The organism is Paenibacillus sp. FSL R5-0623 (genome assembly GCF_037974265.1).
GTDB lineage: Bacteria > Bacillota > Bacilli > Paenibacillales > Paenibacillaceae > Paenibacillus.
On record NZ_CP150233.1, the window covers coordinates 6601630 to 6619604 of the forward strand.

At 47.4% G+C, this 17975-nt stretch carries 18 protein-coding genes; 3 read left to right on the forward strand and 15 right to left on the reverse strand.

Annotated features, from left to right (window positions below; all coding sequences use genetic code 11):
• Positions 1-113: 113 nt before the first annotated feature.
• Entirely contained in the window at positions 114-605 is a 492-nt protein-coding gene (gene lspA / locus MKY92_RS28860) for a signal peptidase II (protein WP_339298484.1), read from the reverse strand.
• Positions 606-843: 238 nt separating this feature from the next.
• Between lspA and MKY92_RS28865 the strand changes: the two genes are divergently transcribed.
• Positions 844-1311 (forward strand): heme-degrading domain-containing protein, encoded by a 468-nt coding sequence (locus MKY92_RS28865; RefSeq protein WP_339298485.1) that lies wholly within the window; start codon positions 844-846, stop codon positions 1309-1311.
• A gap of 69 nt (positions 1312-1380) precedes the next feature.
• Here MKY92_RS28865 and MKY92_RS28870 read toward each other — a convergent pair whose 3' ends face one another.
• From MKY92_RS28870 to MKY92_RS28925, 12 genes are all read right to left on the reverse strand, one after another.
• Positions 1381-2358: a permease prefix domain 1-containing protein gene (locus MKY92_RS28870; protein ID WP_339298486.1), complete on the reverse strand. Its 978-nt coding sequence runs from the start codon at positions 2356-2358 to the stop codon at positions 1381-1383.
• 6 nt (positions 2359-2364) lie between these two features.
• On the reverse strand, positions 2365-2694 hold the full coding sequence (locus tag MKY92_RS28875; protein ID WP_017691704.1) for a PadR family transcriptional regulator: 330 nt from the start codon (positions 2692-2694) through the stop codon (positions 2365-2367).
• 160 nt (positions 2695-2854) lie between these two features.
• A complete protein-coding gene (locus MKY92_RS28880) occupies positions 2855-3802 on the reverse strand; it encodes a nucleoside hydrolase (RefSeq protein ID WP_339298487.1) in 948 nt (315 codons plus the stop codon).
• A gap of 57 nt (positions 3803-3859) precedes the next feature.
• Complete coding sequence (locus MKY92_RS28885) at positions 3860-4264, reverse strand: DUF350 domain-containing protein (protein ID WP_237177901.1); 405 nt, start codon at positions 4262-4264, stop codon at positions 3860-3862.
• The gene (locus MKY92_RS28890) at positions 4246-5646 is read right to left on the reverse strand and encodes a glutathionylspermidine synthase family protein (protein ID WP_339298488.1); all 1401 of its coding nucleotides are present in this window, start codon (positions 5644-5646) and stop codon (positions 4246-4248) included. The genes MKY92_RS28885 and MKY92_RS28890 overlap by 19 nt, the downstream gene beginning before the upstream one ends.
• Positions 5647-5650: 4 nt before the next feature.
• Positions 5651-5935, reverse strand: a complete 285-nt coding sequence (locus MKY92_RS28895) for a hypothetical protein (protein WP_036671603.1) — start codon at positions 5933-5935, stop codon at positions 5651-5653.
• Positions 5935-6402 (reverse strand): hypothetical protein, encoded by a 468-nt coding sequence (locus MKY92_RS28900; RefSeq protein WP_339298489.1) that lies wholly within the window; start codon positions 6400-6402, stop codon positions 5935-5937. Before MKY92_RS28900 ends, MKY92_RS28895 begins: the two co-directional genes overlap by 1 nt.
• A 392-nt stretch (positions 6403-6794) precedes the next feature.
• A complete protein-coding gene (locus tag MKY92_RS28905) occupies positions 6795-8876 on the reverse strand; it encodes an ABC-F family ATP-binding cassette domain-containing protein (RefSeq protein ID WP_339298490.1) in 2082 nt (693 codons plus the stop codon).
• Positions 8877-8974: 98 nt separating this feature from the next.
• Complete coding sequence (locus tag MKY92_RS28910; protein WP_017691697.1) at positions 8975-9136, reverse strand: hypothetical protein; 162 nt, start codon at positions 9134-9136, stop codon at positions 8975-8977.
• A gap of 114 nt (positions 9137-9250) precedes the next feature.
• Complete coding sequence (locus tag MKY92_RS28915) at positions 9251-9535, reverse strand: hypothetical protein (RefSeq protein ID WP_339298491.1); 285 nt, start codon at positions 9533-9535, stop codon at positions 9251-9253.
• Positions 9536-9588: 53 nt separating this feature from the next.
• On the reverse strand, positions 9589-10587 hold the full coding sequence (locus tag MKY92_RS28920; protein WP_339298492.1) for a glycosyltransferase: 999 nt from the start codon (positions 10585-10587) through the stop codon (positions 9589-9591).
• Between the two features lie 18 nt (positions 10588-10605).
• Positions 10606-11589, reverse strand: a complete 984-nt coding sequence (locus MKY92_RS28925) for an aminoglycoside phosphotransferase family protein (RefSeq protein ID WP_339298493.1) — start codon at positions 11587-11589, stop codon at positions 10606-10608.
• Between the two features lie 160 nt (positions 11590-11749).
• Between MKY92_RS28925 and MKY92_RS28930 the strand changes: the two genes are divergently transcribed.
• On the forward strand, positions 11750-12340 hold the full coding sequence (locus MKY92_RS28930) for a TetR/AcrR family transcriptional regulator (RefSeq protein WP_339298494.1): 591 nt from the start codon (positions 11750-11752) through the stop codon (positions 12338-12340).
• A gap of 310 nt (positions 12341-12650) precedes the next feature.
• The gene (locus MKY92_RS28935) at positions 12651-13229 is read left to right on the forward strand and encodes an NAD(P)H-dependent oxidoreductase (protein ID WP_339298495.1); all 579 of its coding nucleotides are present in this window, start codon (positions 12651-12653) and stop codon (positions 13227-13229) included.
• A gap of 98 nt (positions 13230-13327) precedes the next feature.
• On the opposite strand, the gene MKY92_RS28940 is transcribed toward MKY92_RS28935, so the two are convergent.
• Both MKY92_RS28940 and MKY92_RS28945 read right to left on the reverse strand, forming a co-directional pair.
• A complete protein-coding gene (locus tag MKY92_RS28940) occupies positions 13328-16294 on the reverse strand; it encodes a DUF5704 domain-containing protein (RefSeq protein ID WP_339298496.1) in 2967 nt (988 codons plus the stop codon).
• A gap of 452 nt (positions 16295-16746) precedes the next feature.
• Positions 16747-17958: an S-layer homology domain-containing protein gene (locus MKY92_RS28945; protein ID WP_339298497.1), complete on the reverse strand. Its 1212-nt coding sequence runs from the start codon at positions 17956-17958 to the stop codon at positions 16747-16749.
• Positions 17959-17975 lie beyond the last annotated feature (17 nt).

A 17975-nucleotide genomic window follows, 5' to 3' on the forward strand; every position in this document is an offset into this window, starting at 1 on the left:
GGCAGTTCTTCCCATGACCTGAATCGCGCATAACAAAAAGGACACTGGATGATATCCAATGTCCCTCATTCAATAAGCTTATATTCAGCCACTATAAAGCTTATATTCACGTCTTACGAACGTTCTGCTTTCGGCAAAGCATTACGTAAACGCTTGGCCCGATAACTCTGATATGCACGAATCAACATGCCAATGATAATCATGACCACACCGATGTTAATTGCAACATCAGCGAGATTCAAAATCCCGCGTCCTGACGGAAATACGAGGAAATCCGTTACCCGGGCATAGATAAATCGATCGATTGCATTTCCCAACGCCCCGCCAACCATAAAACCCGCGCCAGCTTGCATCCAGAAACCGCGAATCTCACCTTTACTCCGGTAATACAGCATGCCTGCTATGAACAGAACAGCAATCACACCGAACAGACGCGCATTTCCCTGAAACATGCTGCCAGCCATTCCACTGTTCTCGTAATGCTGTAACTGCATGCCCGAGTTACCCACTCTCATGACGTCGCCAACTTCCATATACATCCTCACTGCAATCTTGGTTCCCTGATCAACCAAAGTTACCAGCAGTGCTACAAAATAAAACAGCATCGTGCCTCTCCTCCTGCCTACTGAACGACAAATTATTTTAACTTTAAGAGTTTTGTATATTAGGTTCCCTTCACTTTAACACAGCCGATGTAAGGTCTCCAAATGAGCGGTCTTTAACTTGCATAAAAAATCTACTACCCTCGTTCAGACTGCATCGAGAAGGGACTACACCACTCCATGTCGAATGTAGACATCAATCATATACGTAAAAGGGGCTGCCTGTAATTTGAACCTGACCATGACAGAGAAATTAAAGGAAATGCAACAGGAAGAAAAGGACTTGGTATTTGGAAAATTTGACTCTGAAACGGCGCTTAACCTTGGCCTGCATCTGATCGAAGAAGCGAAGCGTCGTTCCCAAGCCGTGACCATCGACATTACCCTGAAAGGACATCGTCTCTTTTTGCATGCGATGGAAGGCACTCATCCCGACAACGAAGACTGGATTCGACGTAAAAACAACGTGGTGAATCATTTCTCCTCCAGTTCTTGGCATACGGCCCTACGGTTGAGAAGTGAAAACCAGACACTTGAGCAAGACTTCAATCTGCCTTCATCGGACTATGTTCTGGCTGGTGGCGCTTTCCCGCTGATCCTGGAAAATGAGGGACAGGTCGGCACCATTACGGTATCGGGTTTGCCTGATGAGGAAGACCATGATCTGGTCACGACAGGCATTCGCTCGTTTTTGTTGCAGCAAAACTAGATTAAATGGAGCAAAAAAAGCCCACCTGATCAATATAGATCAAGTGGGCTTTACTAGCTAAAGCATTGCTCAGGACGGATTTTTGCTTTTCATAATATGGTACACATTGCTCAAGCTGCCGGAGAGAATGCCTGTAATCGGGAATATGGCCCAATTGATATCCCACCGTTGATATACAAAGCCTGTGAACAAGAAGATGGCTGTCGCCAGCGGCCATACAATCGCTTCCACGGCTCTCACAACCTTTACTTCTTGCTTCTTCTCTACCGTCAACTGGTGCTTCTCCAGCAAGTTCGTGTAAGCCCCCTGAATATTACCGTAATATACAAACAGGAATGCTCCTACCCCAGCCATAACCATAAAGGCAGATACACCATAAGAGGCGTAGTTATCATTGATAGAGGAGGCTGCGAAAATAAACACAGGAGACAGAATGCATAGGCAGACACCCGTAATGATGGCTATACGATAAGTCAGAGCGAAGCTCTCCCGACTATGCTGAATGCTCATTTTAAGTGTATAAGGAAGCTGGAAGCCCTTCTCCATATGACTGAAACGTTCAAGCTTCATGCCACTGTGAATGAACATGCCTACCGCAATGGCAATCAGCACGAACATGCCGATCAGGCCCAGTACAGCCCCCGTTTCCACCGAACGGTTTGCAGCTGAAGTGGCATAGTTCTCAAATAAAGTATCCATGAAAATCAGAAACGCCACACCCGACGCGCACAATAAAACACCCAGCCCGATCCAAAATCCGGCATTTCTTTTGGCAGTGGTATATGCGTAAGCTTCTTCTTCCGTCAGCACAGGTGCTGCCTCTTCCGCACTAACTGGTTGAATACCGAGTTCTGCAGTTAGCTCCTCGATATTACCGAATTCCGAGATCACAATACCGATGGCTTCATTCTCCGACTTGCCTTCCCGCTTCAACTCCAGGTACTTATCTTCCATCCCCGAAAGGAGCTCCTGCTTCAGATGCTCCACCTCGGGTGTCTTCGGTAGACCAGCAAACATCTTCTCCAGATACACCATAATTGTCTCCATGTTCCGTCACAACTCCCTGATAAATAGATTAACAACCTCCTGCGTAACCTTCCATTCCTCACACTTTTCTCTGTAATAGTCGAGGCCGGGCGGCGTAATCCGGTAATAGGTACGACGCTTTCCCAAACTATTCTCATCCAGGTAAAACGATTCAATATAACCGTTCTTCTCCAATCGGGTGAAGGCCGAGTATAATGTCGTCTCCTTCATGACGTACTTTTCCTCTGTCAGCTGCCTGATGTTCTTGGAAATCTCGTAGCCGTACGACTCCCCTTCGAGCAGCATGTAGAGGATCAGCGTATCATTGTAGCCACGTATAACGTCACTGCTGATCACAAAAGATACTCCTCCTCGTTACTTCATCTGTCGTAGTAGTTGAAGTATAGCACAACTTACTACGACAGGTGAAGTAGTTATTCCAAAAATGGGCAATAAAAAATCCGTACCTGGGATAGGCACGGATTTTCTTCTTTTTCCTGTAGTTACATTCCTGCGTTTACTGGATCGCTGAGAGAACGTCCAGCAGCATGGATTTGAATTTGGGCCGATCAATGGCTTCACAGACACATACATTCGGCTCTTTGCCAAAACGTCCGTTGATATCAACTACACTGTATCCACGTGTTAGCTCTCCTGCCGCTTCCACATCCACATAATATTGACCCGACTTGGTCATGATGGATTCATCTGCCGCAACAGCCATCAGCAACGTATCGGGATGAGTGGTGCCATTCAGCTTATGTACCGACTTGTTGAACTGCATAACCACTTTGTTAATGGCGGTAAAGAAATCAGCACCGGATGTACCCAGTGCCGCAATCTCTGCATGATCATCATCGTCCATGACTGAATATTGCGTGCACATCTCCCAGCCTACCATCGTAATCGGAATGCCTGCATGGAGTACAATTTTCGCTGCTTCCGGGTCCACGTAGAAGTTATACTCCGCAGCCGGTGTGATATTGCCCAGTGCATTATTCGTTCCGCCCATGATGTACAGGTGAGCAATCTCCGGAATAATCGTAGGGTCCTTCTGGATCGCCATCGCAATATTAGTCAGCGGGGCAATCGCCAGAAGTTCAATTTCACCTGGATATGCATGCACCTTCTCAATGATAAAATCAACCGCATGCCCGCTCTCGGGACGCTGATCCGCCTTTGGGAAATGCGCGCCGCCCATGCCGTCATCGCCATGCACATCTTCCACTGTGCGGTGCTGAGCCTTTCCGTAGGCCATTAGCGGACGCTCGCAACCTTTATATACAGGCACCTTGCCGCCATGTCCAGCAACCTGTACCGTGTACAGGGCATTTTCAACCTCCTGGTCGAATTGTACGTTACCGCCCGTAATGGTGATGCCTTCCACCTGAAAGTGATGCAATGCCGTCAGGATCGCAATCGTATCGTCTCCTGCTGTATCTGTATCGATGATGACTCTTCTCATGATGCCGCGCTCCTTCTTCCCATTGATAGTAAACTCTATAAAACACGATGTCTTATTTTACATCAAAAACGTACCAATGACGATGGAAACGCCGATGATAATCGAACGCAGCAGCTGTGCTACTGCCATATTGCCTCGTGCGATTTCTTCGCATACTCGCATTTTAGGCGTAAGGAAATCAAATATAATATAGACCAGGCACAACACAATAATTCCAAGCGCCGACCACAGCAGCATATCCAGCCACGAATGCGTCGAGAAAGACACCATGCCTACGATAATACACAGTCCTAGCAATTTGCTGCCCATATACATGCCTGCCGCCTCGTTACCTTTGGCGATTTCCTCACTATCGTTATACCGGGTCAATCTGCTAAAAGCGAAATATCCACACACCAATACCACCAGCAGAATGCCTATACCCACCGCAACATTCAGCAAGTTCAATCCCAAGTTCTCCATTCCTTTTCCTCCTCATCATTCATCCGTTCGCGAACTGTAGCCGCGCAATAATAGGCCATATCTCCGGTTACTTTCTCCCCGACCCGTGGCAGCAACCCAGCCAAACGCCCACCGATAACAAACACCCCTGTAAGCAGATAACCACTGTACGCTCCATCTTCTGTCTCGATCACGGCCTGTTCCATCGGAACCAGCTGCTGATAGATTTTGGGTTGGTTTTCGTAATAAGCTGTAATCTCTTCATCCTCGTCTGTTTCCCCAGTTGCAAAATTGGATTCCAGCGCCTCGTTAAGAGGATGTCCTATATCCTGCTTCCCAAGGGCATTGTCCGTTCCTCCATCCAGCAAAAGAGTTCCTCTGCCTTCGCGCCCCCAATAGCTTTTGGCTACATATGGTATGACGTTCAGCTCGAAGGGTTCAGCCGAAAAATAAGTTGGCAGCAGAAATCGGGAAATCACGTCCATCTCTGCTTCATCAAAGAGGGTAAACCCGCAATATTCCGGGGTTTGCTCGTTACGCTCGTAAAGTGACCAGATTGCCGCCATGAAACCTTTGCTCTGCATCAGTACATGCTGAACGGGATTCATCAGGCCCAGTCGCCCTTCACGTACAAGTTCAAGCAGTGCAGCACCAATGTCCACCCCTGTCGTCTCATCCCGATCATCGATCAGATACTCCAGCGGATAAAGGCGATACAGCAAGTTAATCTCCCGCCCTCGATGGTAAAGCGCCTCTCCCGGAACAATCTCCAGTTCCTCAAGTGGAGCATAGAAGACTTCGTATCCCGCTTCCCGACAACGTTTCATCAGGTATTCCGTATTTGTTCGATCTTCGACATGTTCGCCAAAAGAAGTGAATGTCACCGGACCCTTCAATCCTTGGTTTGCATAGAATTCGAGCCATATCCTGAAACACTCCCGAATACGTGTATCCATCTCGGCAGATGGTGCGGTCAACGCGGCATCCTCAGCAAGACCCACCAGGATATTTTCCAACGCAGCAGCCTCCGGTATACCCGTAGGAGTGTCCGTATTATTTTCAATACACTTGGGCCCAGCTTCTCCAATAATCCAGTCCTGACGGGTAATGCCTCCAGTCACCATCTCCATACGTGCCGTCGGAATAAGCCCGGGATGGATACCCAACTGATGCTCCAAAAAGGAGTCCGGCATATATTGCTGGATAAATCGCATCACTTTACAGTAAATGCCGTCTACCGCCTCGGCTGCCGTGCGTAGCTCTTGTACCTCCGAGGGAGAATAGACCGTCAATGCAGGCACACAATACTGCTTCCCATACATTCGATGGTATGGAATCTGTTGTTCCGTTTCACCCTGAAATACCTCTTCGTGACTAAACGGCAGTTGAACCACTTGCCTCATCCGGTTATCCTCCCGAACTGCGGAAGAAGCTACCGAAGCCGCTTGATTTGGACTTGGATTTGCTATAGGAGCTGTTACTGTCCTTATTGCTTCGATACGACGACCCACCATAGTAGTAGTGCCCACTGCTGGAATCATATTCACATCCGGTATCATACTCCGGGTCACATTCATCATTGTTGCTGCCACAACCGGATAACACGGCAGGAACCGCCAGCATCAGGGAGAAAGCAACCAGCTTTGCTTTTGATCCGGGTTTTGATGCTTGCCCCCGCTCTTGGTCACTCATTACAGATCCACCTCTTTCATATAAAACAACACTTTCTTACGATCCGCATCCAGCACGGAATACAGGAACTCATACGTCTTGCCACCGCGAACCATGTAATGGTCCAGCAGTTGTTCGGCAAGCTCCATCGTATAGGTGGAGGATACTGTGAGTTCCAATTCCTGAAATGAACTTCCATTCCACAGCATATACTCTGCGCTGTACATGGAAGACATTTTGCACATGGCCAGCGCAGCGTCCGCAATAGCTGCACCGTACTCATCCGGCATCTGTTGGTCATACGCCGTTACATATACAGCATGTTCCCGCCCATCCTGGCATTCATTGGACAGATGCGCCCAGAGTTTATTTTTCACCAGGGTGGCATCCACCAGTTTGCGCATGAACAGTTCATCTCGTGAGACTGAAGTCTGTTCCAGCACTCCCGTCTCCGCCTGTCGATCATCTGACCAACTCCGATACGTCAATGAATAATAGATACCGATAACCTCCCTTTTTGCGAGCTCTTAGGTGAGCCGTTTCAATTCATACAAACGTATTTAACGCATCAGAAGGAAAAAAGTTACACTAGTGAATCATTTCATATTACCTTTAGCTGCTTCAAATCAAGGCTAGACATATATTAAAATGGTTTAATTTGTCTATGTCTAGTTACAAAACTCCATTTTAAATGAGTTATGAAATTGATTCTATTCACCATGACATGTAATAAAAGGTACTGTTCGAGGCACTGTTGATGATGATGCAACGAAGCTAGGCTAACAAGTGGATTCCGCGTTTGGTATGTAATTCAGTTCTAAAAGGCCGGAGAAGATTCTCCGACCTCGTTTGTTCCATCTTATGCTCATGCCATTCGGACTTATAACTCAGCCCACTGGGCCAATACATCATTATATTTAGCGGACAATTGCTCGCGATCATTCCAGATTTGCTCCAGTTCAAGCGGATTGTTCTGCACAACTTCCAATTGTTGATCCAGCACCTGAATCTGTGCCTCAAGACGAGCTAACGTTTGTTCCAGCTTCTCCGCAGACGGTTTGGTGCCATTGCCACTTCTGTGTTTCGATGCAGCTGCTGCGGAAGGAGTCAACGCCTTGCCTGATTCCGTAGAAGCTTCATGATCTCGACTTCCATCGGTAGCTGCAACAGTGGAATCGTTCATTGTCGAGTTTGTTTCTGTTTTCTTCCCTGATCTGGCAGTCCCGCCGGGCACAGACGTTAAACCTGACTTCAACTCTGACTTGGCGTTCCCACGAGAGGAAACGCCCACGCCTGCTGTAGCCTGAGTTGTCGCCGCCGCACGAGCTTGCATATCAAGCTTCTTCTCACGATACGCCTCATAGTCTCCCAGATAAGCGGTCATCTGTCCTTCCTCCAGCTCCCAGACACGGGAAGCGAGGCGATTGACGAAGTACCGATCATGCGAGATGGCAAGTACGGTTCCTTCAAAATCAACCAACGACTCTTCCAACGCTTCTCTCGATGCGATATCCAGATGGTTGGTTGGCTCATCGAGCAGCAGTACATTGGGTTTGCGTTGCACCAGCAGAGCCAAACGCAGGCGCGTCCATTCCCCGCCAGATAATTGCCCGACAGAGCGGAATACATCCGCGCCATAGAACAGATATCGGGCCAGAATCCCGCGAGCCTCGCCTTCCTCCACACCCGCTTCCAGACGGAAGTATTCAAGTACGTTCAGCTTTGGATTCGTGGGTTCCTCCTGTTGAGCCAGATACCCGACATCCACACGTGCCCCCCACTCCAACTTGCCCGCATTGGGCTCCTCGTCACCAAGCAACAGCTTGAACAGGGTCGTCTTGCCTGAGCCATTGCGGCCAATGAGTGCAATTTTATCTCCATATTCCAGCAGACCCGAGATTCCGCGCAGGATTTCACGCTCACCATAGCTCTTCTCGACCTGCTCCAATACAGCTACCCGCTTACCCGTTCGATCCGTAGGACGCACATCGAACTCGGCATTGCGGCGCTCCAGTACAGGACGCTTCACCTGTTCCATCCGCTCGATTGCTTTACGCATCGAAGCCGCCCGTCTGAAGAACTTTTCATTCCCACCAATTCTGCCCCACTCCTCCAGCTGGCGGATCGTTTCCTTCATTTTCTTGATAACCTTCTGCTGCTCCTTGAACTCCTCGAATTGCTGTAACAGCCGTTGTTCCTTCACTTTCATATATTCCGTATAACCGCCAGCAGACGTTTCTGCTTCTCCATCCTCCAGCTCCAGTGTTCTATTCACGACCCGATCCAGAAAATAGCGATCATGCGAGATCAGGACAATGGTGCCGGGGTATTCACGTAAAAATCCTTCCAGCCACTCGACCCGCTCCAGATCGAGATGGTTTGTCGGCTCATCCAGCAATAACAAATCGGGTCTTACGATTAGCTGTGAAGCCAGAACCACCCGAGTCTGCTCCCCACCAGACAGGGAACCAAAGCGCCAACCATAGTGTGCCTTGGCGATATCCAAACCGTCCGCCACCTGATCGATCCGGGCATCCATTTCGTATCCACCCTCACGCTCGAACTGGTCTTGCAGTGCCGCGTAGCGTTTCAGCAGGCGCTCCAATTGATTAGGGTCTGCTGCACATGCCGGATCGGACATCTGCTGCTCCATTTCCTTCATTTGCGTGGAACATACCATGAGCTCCTTGAATCCAAGACTCAGTACATCCAGTACGGTATGGTCATCCAATCCTTCTGGAACCTGCGCCACATATCCCATTCGTGTATCTTTCTTGATCATCAATTGCCCTTCATCCGGCTTGTTCAGTCTTGCCATCAGGCGCATAAGTGTGGTTTTGCCGCTTCCGTTGCGGCCGATCAGGGCGACCTTGTCACCTTCCATAATTTCAAACGTAATGCCGTCCAGCACCAGATGTGCCCCGTGGTATTGAGTCAGTTGTTGCGCGCTAATCATCATCATAATAAGGTTCCTCCTATGGTATGGAAGATCCTGACCGCAACACAAAAAGAGCCGCAGGAGGTTAGCTCCGCGGCCCTTCAGAATTCAAGCAATATCGCTTATCGTCCGAATGAGGTCAAGGCAGGCATCTTCTCGCAAATGTTAACTTCCGTATATTCAAAATTGGACAGACTTCTCCCGTTGGTCAGAAAAGTATGAACAATGCCAGCCATAGCAATCGGCAGCTGGCTAATACGGTTGTTAAGCATCTCGTGATTCACCTGTCTTCACCTCCCCTGTCATAATTAATGTCAATATATCACAGACGAATGCGTTCCTGCAACCAGCCCATCGCCCAATTCAAAGCTTACTGTATATTAGTTTCATTTTTACGCTTAATTCCTGCCCTGTCGCCGAAGCATTACATCCCTGATTGCCACCGTAATGAGTGTTAACATTCCCGAGGTACCCAGTGATGCGCCGAGCAGGGCATATCCGATGCCGTTCCACCCGCCAATATCGATGCTGATCATGATTACAACGGCACCGCCGAGCAAGGCCACACATGGCAATATATATTGTACCCACGTCATTCGGCGTCCTTGTAACCGGTAGATAAACCATTCAATCAGCAGCTGCACCGCCCACATTCCCAATGTCCACAAGATCAGTACTTCCATAAGGTTCCCCTCCTGTCGCTGGATGGATCAAGCCCTTTGTTACAGACCTTACGTTACTTCAACCAATCTGAGAAAAAGTGACTGTACCCTTCTTTCATCTTCGTGCGCGAAAAAGCACCAAACGCATACTCCCGGTTGTCTTCTGACACACTGCGCGGCGCGGCCGCAGCCATGTTCACCAGTTCAAACCAGTTATCCTCGTTGCCTGCAAAGGCATGTGTGGATCGAATGTGACCGTAGCAAGCATGCTCCGGTTTCACGACCATTTTGCCCATCGCCATCGCTTCCGTCAGCGGCATCGCAAACGTATCAAAGGCCGAACAGTTCCAATACACCTTGGATGAGTTCATCAACGTAAATATCTCATCCTGTGTGAGCGCAAACTTCAGCTTCACGTTGGCAGGAATGTCGTACTTCTTCATGGTTTCCTTATAGCGTACACCGCCGAACACCATGTACACTTCCTTATCCGGGTTCTGCCTCGCATATTCCAGGACCAGGTCCGGGCGACGGTTCGCTTCATCCCGACCGATCCAGAGCACCCGATTATGCACAACCTGACTCGGGTCATAGTGCCGGTTCGCCAGCTCTTCGCTGAAGCCAATCGGGATGACGTTCACGTCATGTACGCCGAAATTGCGGCCCAGCTCTGTTTTCAAAAACTCGGTCTGTACAATTGCTTTATCCACCATCGTATAAAATGGCTTCATCATCTCATATCCCGTTAGCGCGGGATCGGGGAAACTGTGCGGAAACAATACACTCTTTGGTAAAAACATCTTCAAAAACGTAAACCCGGATACGGTGTAGATGACATGCTCTATATTTTGGCTATGAATCTGGTCCAGCACGATATCGTAGTTCACCAGGTCACCTTTCTCATGCTCATAACCCGGCAACCAGTCGTATCCGCTGACATGACGCTCCGGCGAGATGAACACGATATCCACGCCCAACTCCAGACCAATCTGCTTCAGCCGATCCGCAAATACGCGTGGCCCCTGAGCTTCCGTGAATTGAATTTTACGCATAACAAGTCCGACTTTACGCAAGCTTCTCACCCCTCATTTCTATTCCTCACCCATGTGCTTCATGCACTGTTCCAGCGTCGCTGCCGTCTCATGCCACTGGTTACGCAACTGTTCCTTCGGCCACACACATTCATCACTCCTCAGATCGCCATCAATCAAATGCAGCATCCAGAGCGAGAATACAATAGCATATGCGTCGTACCATTCTGCAAAAGAAATCCGTTCAATCTGTACGCCCAGGCTCCCCAGCTTGTCCAAATAAACATCCATAACCCGCTCTCGCAGGGCCGGCGTAACCGTTCTGGGAAATAGCGGATGCGAGAGATCCACCAGATGAACTACATCCCACAGCGGCGTATTCAGATGGGCATGCTCCCAATCCAAGATGACCAGTCTGCCGTCCACCTCAGCCATGTTACCTGGATGCAGGTCTCCGTGACACAAAACGGTTGGAAGTTGCTCCTCAGCTGTGACGATCAACCTGGAGATCTTGTCCCAATCGGGTTCGGACAGCTGCATATCCAGCCTGGATAACAGTTCATCCGTAGACTGTCTGTGCATTTGTAACTCATCCAACATCGTGCGAATGGACGGTTTCTGGCCCACGCGAGGCAGTCCGTTCCAATCCGTGACAGACAATGCATGCCATGTTGCCATATGTGCGGTTGCGCCGAGCACCGTCGCTTCTTGTGAATCATGCACCAGTTGCCCCAGATCCTCGTAGATCATCCAACTCTGTGCCGGTGTAATGGTAGGGTCCGACGCTGCAATGAGCTGCGGATAGATTGGCGGTAAGCCAGACATCACACGCTCGTACATCCATCGTTCCCGTCCATGCTGTGCAGGATTCGTCAGCGGTTTAAAAATATAACTCACACCAGTAGAAACAGTGAATCGCTCCACATATCGTCCGTTCATTCCTTTATACAACGGTTCGCGGCTTGTTATATAGTGATCATTCAGCATTCCTTCAGGCGTCACCCAGCTGTATGCATCCATCTCTTCGTTCACGCTACCCACCATCCATTTCGTTCTCCCTGCTGCTCCGATGTTGATTTCTATTCATCATACGTTGCTGTTCACAAGCCTGCAAGCTTTGGTCGTAAGCGCTTATTCAGCGTCTCCATTTAGAGTTTCAAAAGTGCTTGTTGCATTTTGGTTAGTAATCACTTACTATACAATCATGAAGAACAAATCTCATGTGGATAGTAAAAAGAAAGATATCCTACAAGCGGCGATGCGCTTGTTCGCAACCAAAGGCGTTGACGGCATATCCGTCAAAGAGATCGGTGACGCCGCCGGAGTAACCGATGCGGCGATCTACAAACATTTTAAAAACAAGGATGCCGTTGCTCTGGAAGCCTTCACCCAATACTGCGCGGACTATACTGCACTGATTGACGGGTATGTTCGCCGGGAAGGTCCCGTGTTGGATCGCTTCAAGCAACTGGTTACCGAGGTTCTCCATCTGCATGATGAAGATCCCTACGGACTGCTGCTGATTTCACAGAATCATGAAATATTCATTGAAGCTGGAAGCAGCGAGGATTACCGTCAGCCATTGGATGCGTTAATGGATCTGATCGATCAGGGAATGATGCGTGGCGAACTGCCTCAGCAGGATTCACGGCTCACAGCCGTTCTGGTCATCGGTGCAATTACACGCATGGCGGTCTCCAGTATGCAAGGTGAGCTACCGGAGCTGTTGGTACCTTATACGGGGGAAACGGTTCACCGACTTGCATCGATGTTGGGGCAGGTACCCCAGGAGTAACGATGGAAATGGGATGAAGCTAGAAATGGAGTAGCGGAGCGTAGGGAAAACGGCGTGAGCAACTACATTGTTTCCGAAGGAAACAACCTTCGTAAGTTTCCGCTTATTTCGGCTGAATCCCATCTTCGATGCGGATGATGCCGCTAGGCATGATTTGTAATCAAAAACGGACTTGTTGAATAACTTCTAAAGAGAATCGTCAACATCCCATCAGGATATACGAATGGATTATCGGGTCATACGTGACCTTTTCTTTTTGCACATGAGGTTAGTGTTCATTAACTAAAATAGTCAGGACGTGTCATCTTCCATGAAAAAAATATTAATTATTCAAGGCAATCCCGTCTCCCCCAGTTACAACGGCGCACTCACCGAAGCTTATCGTAAAGGCGCTGTGCAGGCAGGTGCCGCGGTTCGCATGATCACCCTGAACGAACTGGAATTCAACATGAATTTAGAGGGAGGCTATCGTAATAAACTGCCGCTTGAACCGGACTTGTTAGAAGCACAAGAGGCGATTAAATGGGCAGAGCATCTCGTATGGGTATTCCCGATTTGGTGGGGCGGACCGCCTGCGCTGCTGAAAGGATTCGTTGACCGAATCTTCATGCCAGGTTACGCATTCAAGTACCAAAAAGGCAAACCTTTCCCGGATCAGTTGCTCAAAGGCCGCACCGCTCGCATGATCACCACGATGGATGGTCCTAGCTGGTACTTCAAATGGTTCCAAGGTGAGCCCGCACACAAAATGATGAAAATATCCACATTTGGACTCACTGGCATCAAACCTGTGCGGATAACAACCGTAGATCAAGTGGGGAAGAAGTCCGAGGAACAGAGGAAGAATTGGCTGGATAAGATTGAGCAGCTTGGGCGGAAGATGGGGTAACTGGATGGCTTTTTGCAACGTTAATTTGGTTAAATAACAAGAAGGCGATACTTACCAAAGTAAGAATCGCCTTCTTGTTATTGTACTCTTCCTACTACTTAGTGCGGCACCTGTGCACTGAAATCATCTCGGCTGGAACGATCAGCATGGTAGAACACCACATCTCCGTCCCTTAAAGTGAACGAGTTGCCGTAGCTATCTTCGACTTGACGCTGGAATCCTTCCAGCAACCATTGGTTCATTAGCGGTGCATGGATATATTGCAGATGCGGAGCCCTTAGATTCCCTTCCTGGATCGACTCCAAGTTAAAGTTGACCACGATATAACCATTTTTCAGGAAGATCGGTGACTTCGCATTCAAACCACCATGGGTGCGCCCATATTCGGCCAGATTCGTTCCGGCTTGAACCACATAAGGCTCGGCAGGCAGACTGTATTCCCCGTACCACTGCTGAATGGCAGCATTTGCACGAAGTACATCCGCACTTGCGTTCGTCGGAATATTCGTTTTGGGGCCGATAAACGTACGTAATTGCTCCGGCATCAGCAATAGACTGTATCCGCCTACAGGGGTTTTCATTTTCGTAAATTTATCCCGGTAATACTCCTGATACGTTCGTTCACTCATCATTCCTGGATGAATTTCGCCATAGCGATTATATTTGTAGGTCGCCGTATCTCGTAGCTGTCCCGAAGGTACTTGACGTAACCGATCATTGAGAATGACAAACCGCTTGACTTGATCCTCTGCTGAACCAATACGAATGAAATTACGCTGGTTCGTCGAGTAATACAGATCTACCGGTACGCGTGTTTTCCCATCTTTGCTGACAAAATCAAAGGTCGGAGTTAGGCGAATACCATCTCTGGGCCCGAACATATTGCCCTTGGTTTTGAAATCAAACTTAAAGTGATATCCCGTCTTCACAGCCACATTCTGATACCCTTGCAGCGGATGACTGCCTGGGCGAATCGGTACGGTGAACTGTGGTTTGTTCCCTCGTTTGTCTCCATCAATCCCCTGCGTTCCTGTCCAGTAGCTGATCCAGGTGGGTGCAATGCTACCCTTAAACCGCCGGAAAACAAGCTCCCAGTTATAATCTGCAATGTCCGTGATTTCAAAGTCGTATAACCTCCCAATGACCTCCACGGATACTTCGTCGCTGGCCAGATGATAGGTTAGATCTGTGTTGGCATCGGGTTGGGCATTGCTTCTGGACATCGATTCAAACTCGGCAGGTGCATTCTCTGCAATATTGCGGAACTCCACCTGGTAATCTCCTTCGTCTACCCATACAGGCAGATAAAAGGTGGTATCGAGCACGTACACCGGAATATCAATCCACGTACTCCGCGGGTAAAACTGTGTCCGGTCGGCACTGTATACGTCAAACGGAAAGCGAACCTGTTTGATTCGATAATATTTGGCATAATCCCGATCCCCATATCCCGGATACGAGTTGACATCCAAATGCTGTCCGCTCGTGGGGATACGGACTGTGAACGGCCGCTCCAAAATAAGGGCAGACCGATCCATATTCGGTATCGTTTTCTGATTATGAGGTTGATCGTCTGAAACAAGAGAATAGTTCACGACTGGCGTATGAACAGTGACCGTGTTAATCCCCGGAATTTCAAAGGTTTCTTCCTCATTACCCTCATTAATATTTCCACTCATTAATTCATAACGGATTTCGCCTGTGCTAGGCGTGTCCTTCTTATTTAACAAGGTTTTGGATATTTCATTGTCAGGACTGTACAGAACATCTTTGCCAATCATTTGGGGTTCTGCGATCTGACCTGGCGTTGGCCCCGTTTCTTCTACTTTTGCGTTGTCCATGACAACAGCCCCATTAAATTTCAAATAGTCATTCTTAACTTGGACCTTTGGCACAGCATCTTCCGCAATTGATGAGAGATCATCTGTTGGTGTTGGAGGTTCGCTGGTCCCTCCCGGCACTGGCTGTGAAGGCGCTGTTAACACAGCCGGTGTATTGGGTGCGTAAAAGGTACCGTTCGTAGCCGCCGCATAGATGGGACTACGATAATCAGCAGGATATAGTTCAATCTGTGGTAAAGCATAGTTTTTTAGGCTCGCATCGGTTATCTCATAAACAAGCAAAGTGTCAATTTTCCAATACTCGAAATCCCGTTTCACAGTATAGGTGTAGGGTACTTTTACATCTCTAGATCTTGGAGTTGATACCGTTGTCGTACCACCTTTACCATCCGAAATTTTCTTTTCGTCTGTCCACGTTTTGTTATACGTTTTTTCAACCACTACGGTATATGTACAAGTGCCTTGCATATTCACAAACTTATTTTGGAATAGGTAACTTAGACCAAATACATTGCCATATAAACTCTCAGAGGTAGGGATACCTCGCAGTACGTCAAATGGCTCACTTCCACGTTGATCGGCCTTAATAACTGCGCTTGCATTAGGATCCATTCTCTCCCCTGTCATTTCTCCGGCAGGTGACTCTGTACATGCCGCATCTGGCGTTTCCGGAATTTCGGGTGGTGGCGTGTCGCCAACTGTAATCGTTACATTTTCATAAATGTGATACGGTCCATCTTCGGAATTCTTCCATTTTGCCGTGATGATTGCTGTACCAATATTTTTCGCAACGATCTGACCAGTTTTTGGTTCTACATAAACTACGTTTTGTTTATTTGAACTCCACTCGATTTGGTCGGCGCGTTTGGAAACATTCACCCAGTTACCGAATTCTTCTTGGTCATACTGCTTGGTTCGGATTTCTGCAACCAATGACTTTACATCGTTGACTTGCAGTTGCATGTCTTCTCGGACGCGGATCTCTTTGGTTTCTGTAACGTAACCGCTATAATCAATCTCTAGTGGTGTGTAATACTCAACTTGGTATTTTGGATCTCGGTCTGGTCTTGTACCATATGGCGTTTTCTTTTGATATTGAAAGTCGGCATTATCATCTGGATCTACATCGTCGGTTCCAGTCTGCGTCTCTATCGTAACAAGCAAACTACCCTTTTTATAATTAGGCTTTGAACCCGGCTTGATCGCATACAATTTCTCATCCATGTTATAGTTTATCTCATCAATTTCTATATCTTGAACATACTGTTTTTTGAATTTATTTAGAGCCTTGTCCTGTAATGAATCAGGAACGTAGTTATTGGTGTTTATCTCATCTTTTACATATTTATCACCCTTCAACTTGTACGGTAAAGCATCTATTCCGGAAGAATAAGTATTGGTTTCAACTCTCCCATATTTTTCACTTGTTGCTTGCCATATCTTCCCGTCACCTTGAGTCCATATTGTTTTCGGTCTCGGCTTTGCATTTCCCGTTACTTTCACTTTAATGGTTTGTTTCCCTCTAGCTAAACCATCTGGCTTCACCTCTATATCCTTTTTAGGATAACCCTCTTTAAAATTAGCAAAAGTTATAGATGTGAGACTAAAGGAGAACATAAGGAACGCCACTAACAATGATGGGATAGTCCATTTCTTTTTCATTTATAACCCCCTACCTAATCGTTGTTTATAATAACTGCATACGATCCATCATCCATGTTGAATTGACCCGCAGGCTTATCAAGATTTAAATTATCAGTAACCCAAACCCTTACTCCACTCTTATGTTGAGCGAAAAATTTCGCAGGTTCTAAAGTAGGTATAGAATAATATCCATATTTTTCACCTAATTTGTTGGTAATAGCATATCCGGCATTCATATCTATTACACCATTCAAGTAATCTCCAACATCAAAACCATTTTTTGTAGGGTAAATTGTGATTTCTTTGAACACTGGAAGTAAACCACTGTTCTTGTATTTGTTCATTCCGAATTCAGTCATGAACAACGATGTATAGATGCTGGCTTTCTTCTTAGGCTCAGATGTGTTTATACCAATCAAACGATGAAATACCAGACTACCAGATCCATTGCGGAATGTTTTCCGCTTACCTGAAATATCAGCGATAGAGGTATTTCCTGTTGTTAAGCTAGATACCAATTCAAGATTAGACTTTTCCGTACCTACCATACGTAATTCATTCAAATCATCAAAGCTTGTTGCTTCTTTTTTAAGGACATTTTCGAGTCTTAGCAAAATGGCAGAAGATTCAGCACGAGTGGTCGTCTTATCCATTCCAAACGATCCGTCCGGAAAGCCGTTCATTAGGTTGGTCCCCATTGCAAGAGCGAGATAAGGAATTTTGTCTTGCGCGACTCCTGGTTTAAATGACTCTTTGACTGGAAGCAACGTTCCTTTGGTTTCAGCAAATGCTGTTTTGTACTCATCACTGGATGCAACCAATCCGGAACTCAACCATTTGGCCATTTCTTCGCGAGTAATCGGAGTACTGGGCTTAAATCCATTCGGATAATCTTTGGTATTGATGAAACCCAAACTGATAGCACGATCTACCTCAGCTTTGCTCCAGTGTCCATTCAGATCCTTGAATGAATTTGTTTTTGCATCTTCCGGGAGCGGCATGTCTTTGGCCACACGGGAAATAAGTGATGCAAACTCAGCTCGCGTAACCGATGCATTTGGCTTGAACAAACCATTACCGTATCCTTTAAAGTATCCCTTGGAAACCGCAGATTCAATAGCAGACTTTGCCCAGTGATTAGCTTGTACATCTTTGAAGGTTGTTGTTGCGGCAGAAGCCTGGAAAGAAATCAATGTCGATACGACTACTACAGCGCTCATTATTGGAAACATTATTTTTTTCAACTTTTCCACTCTCCGTA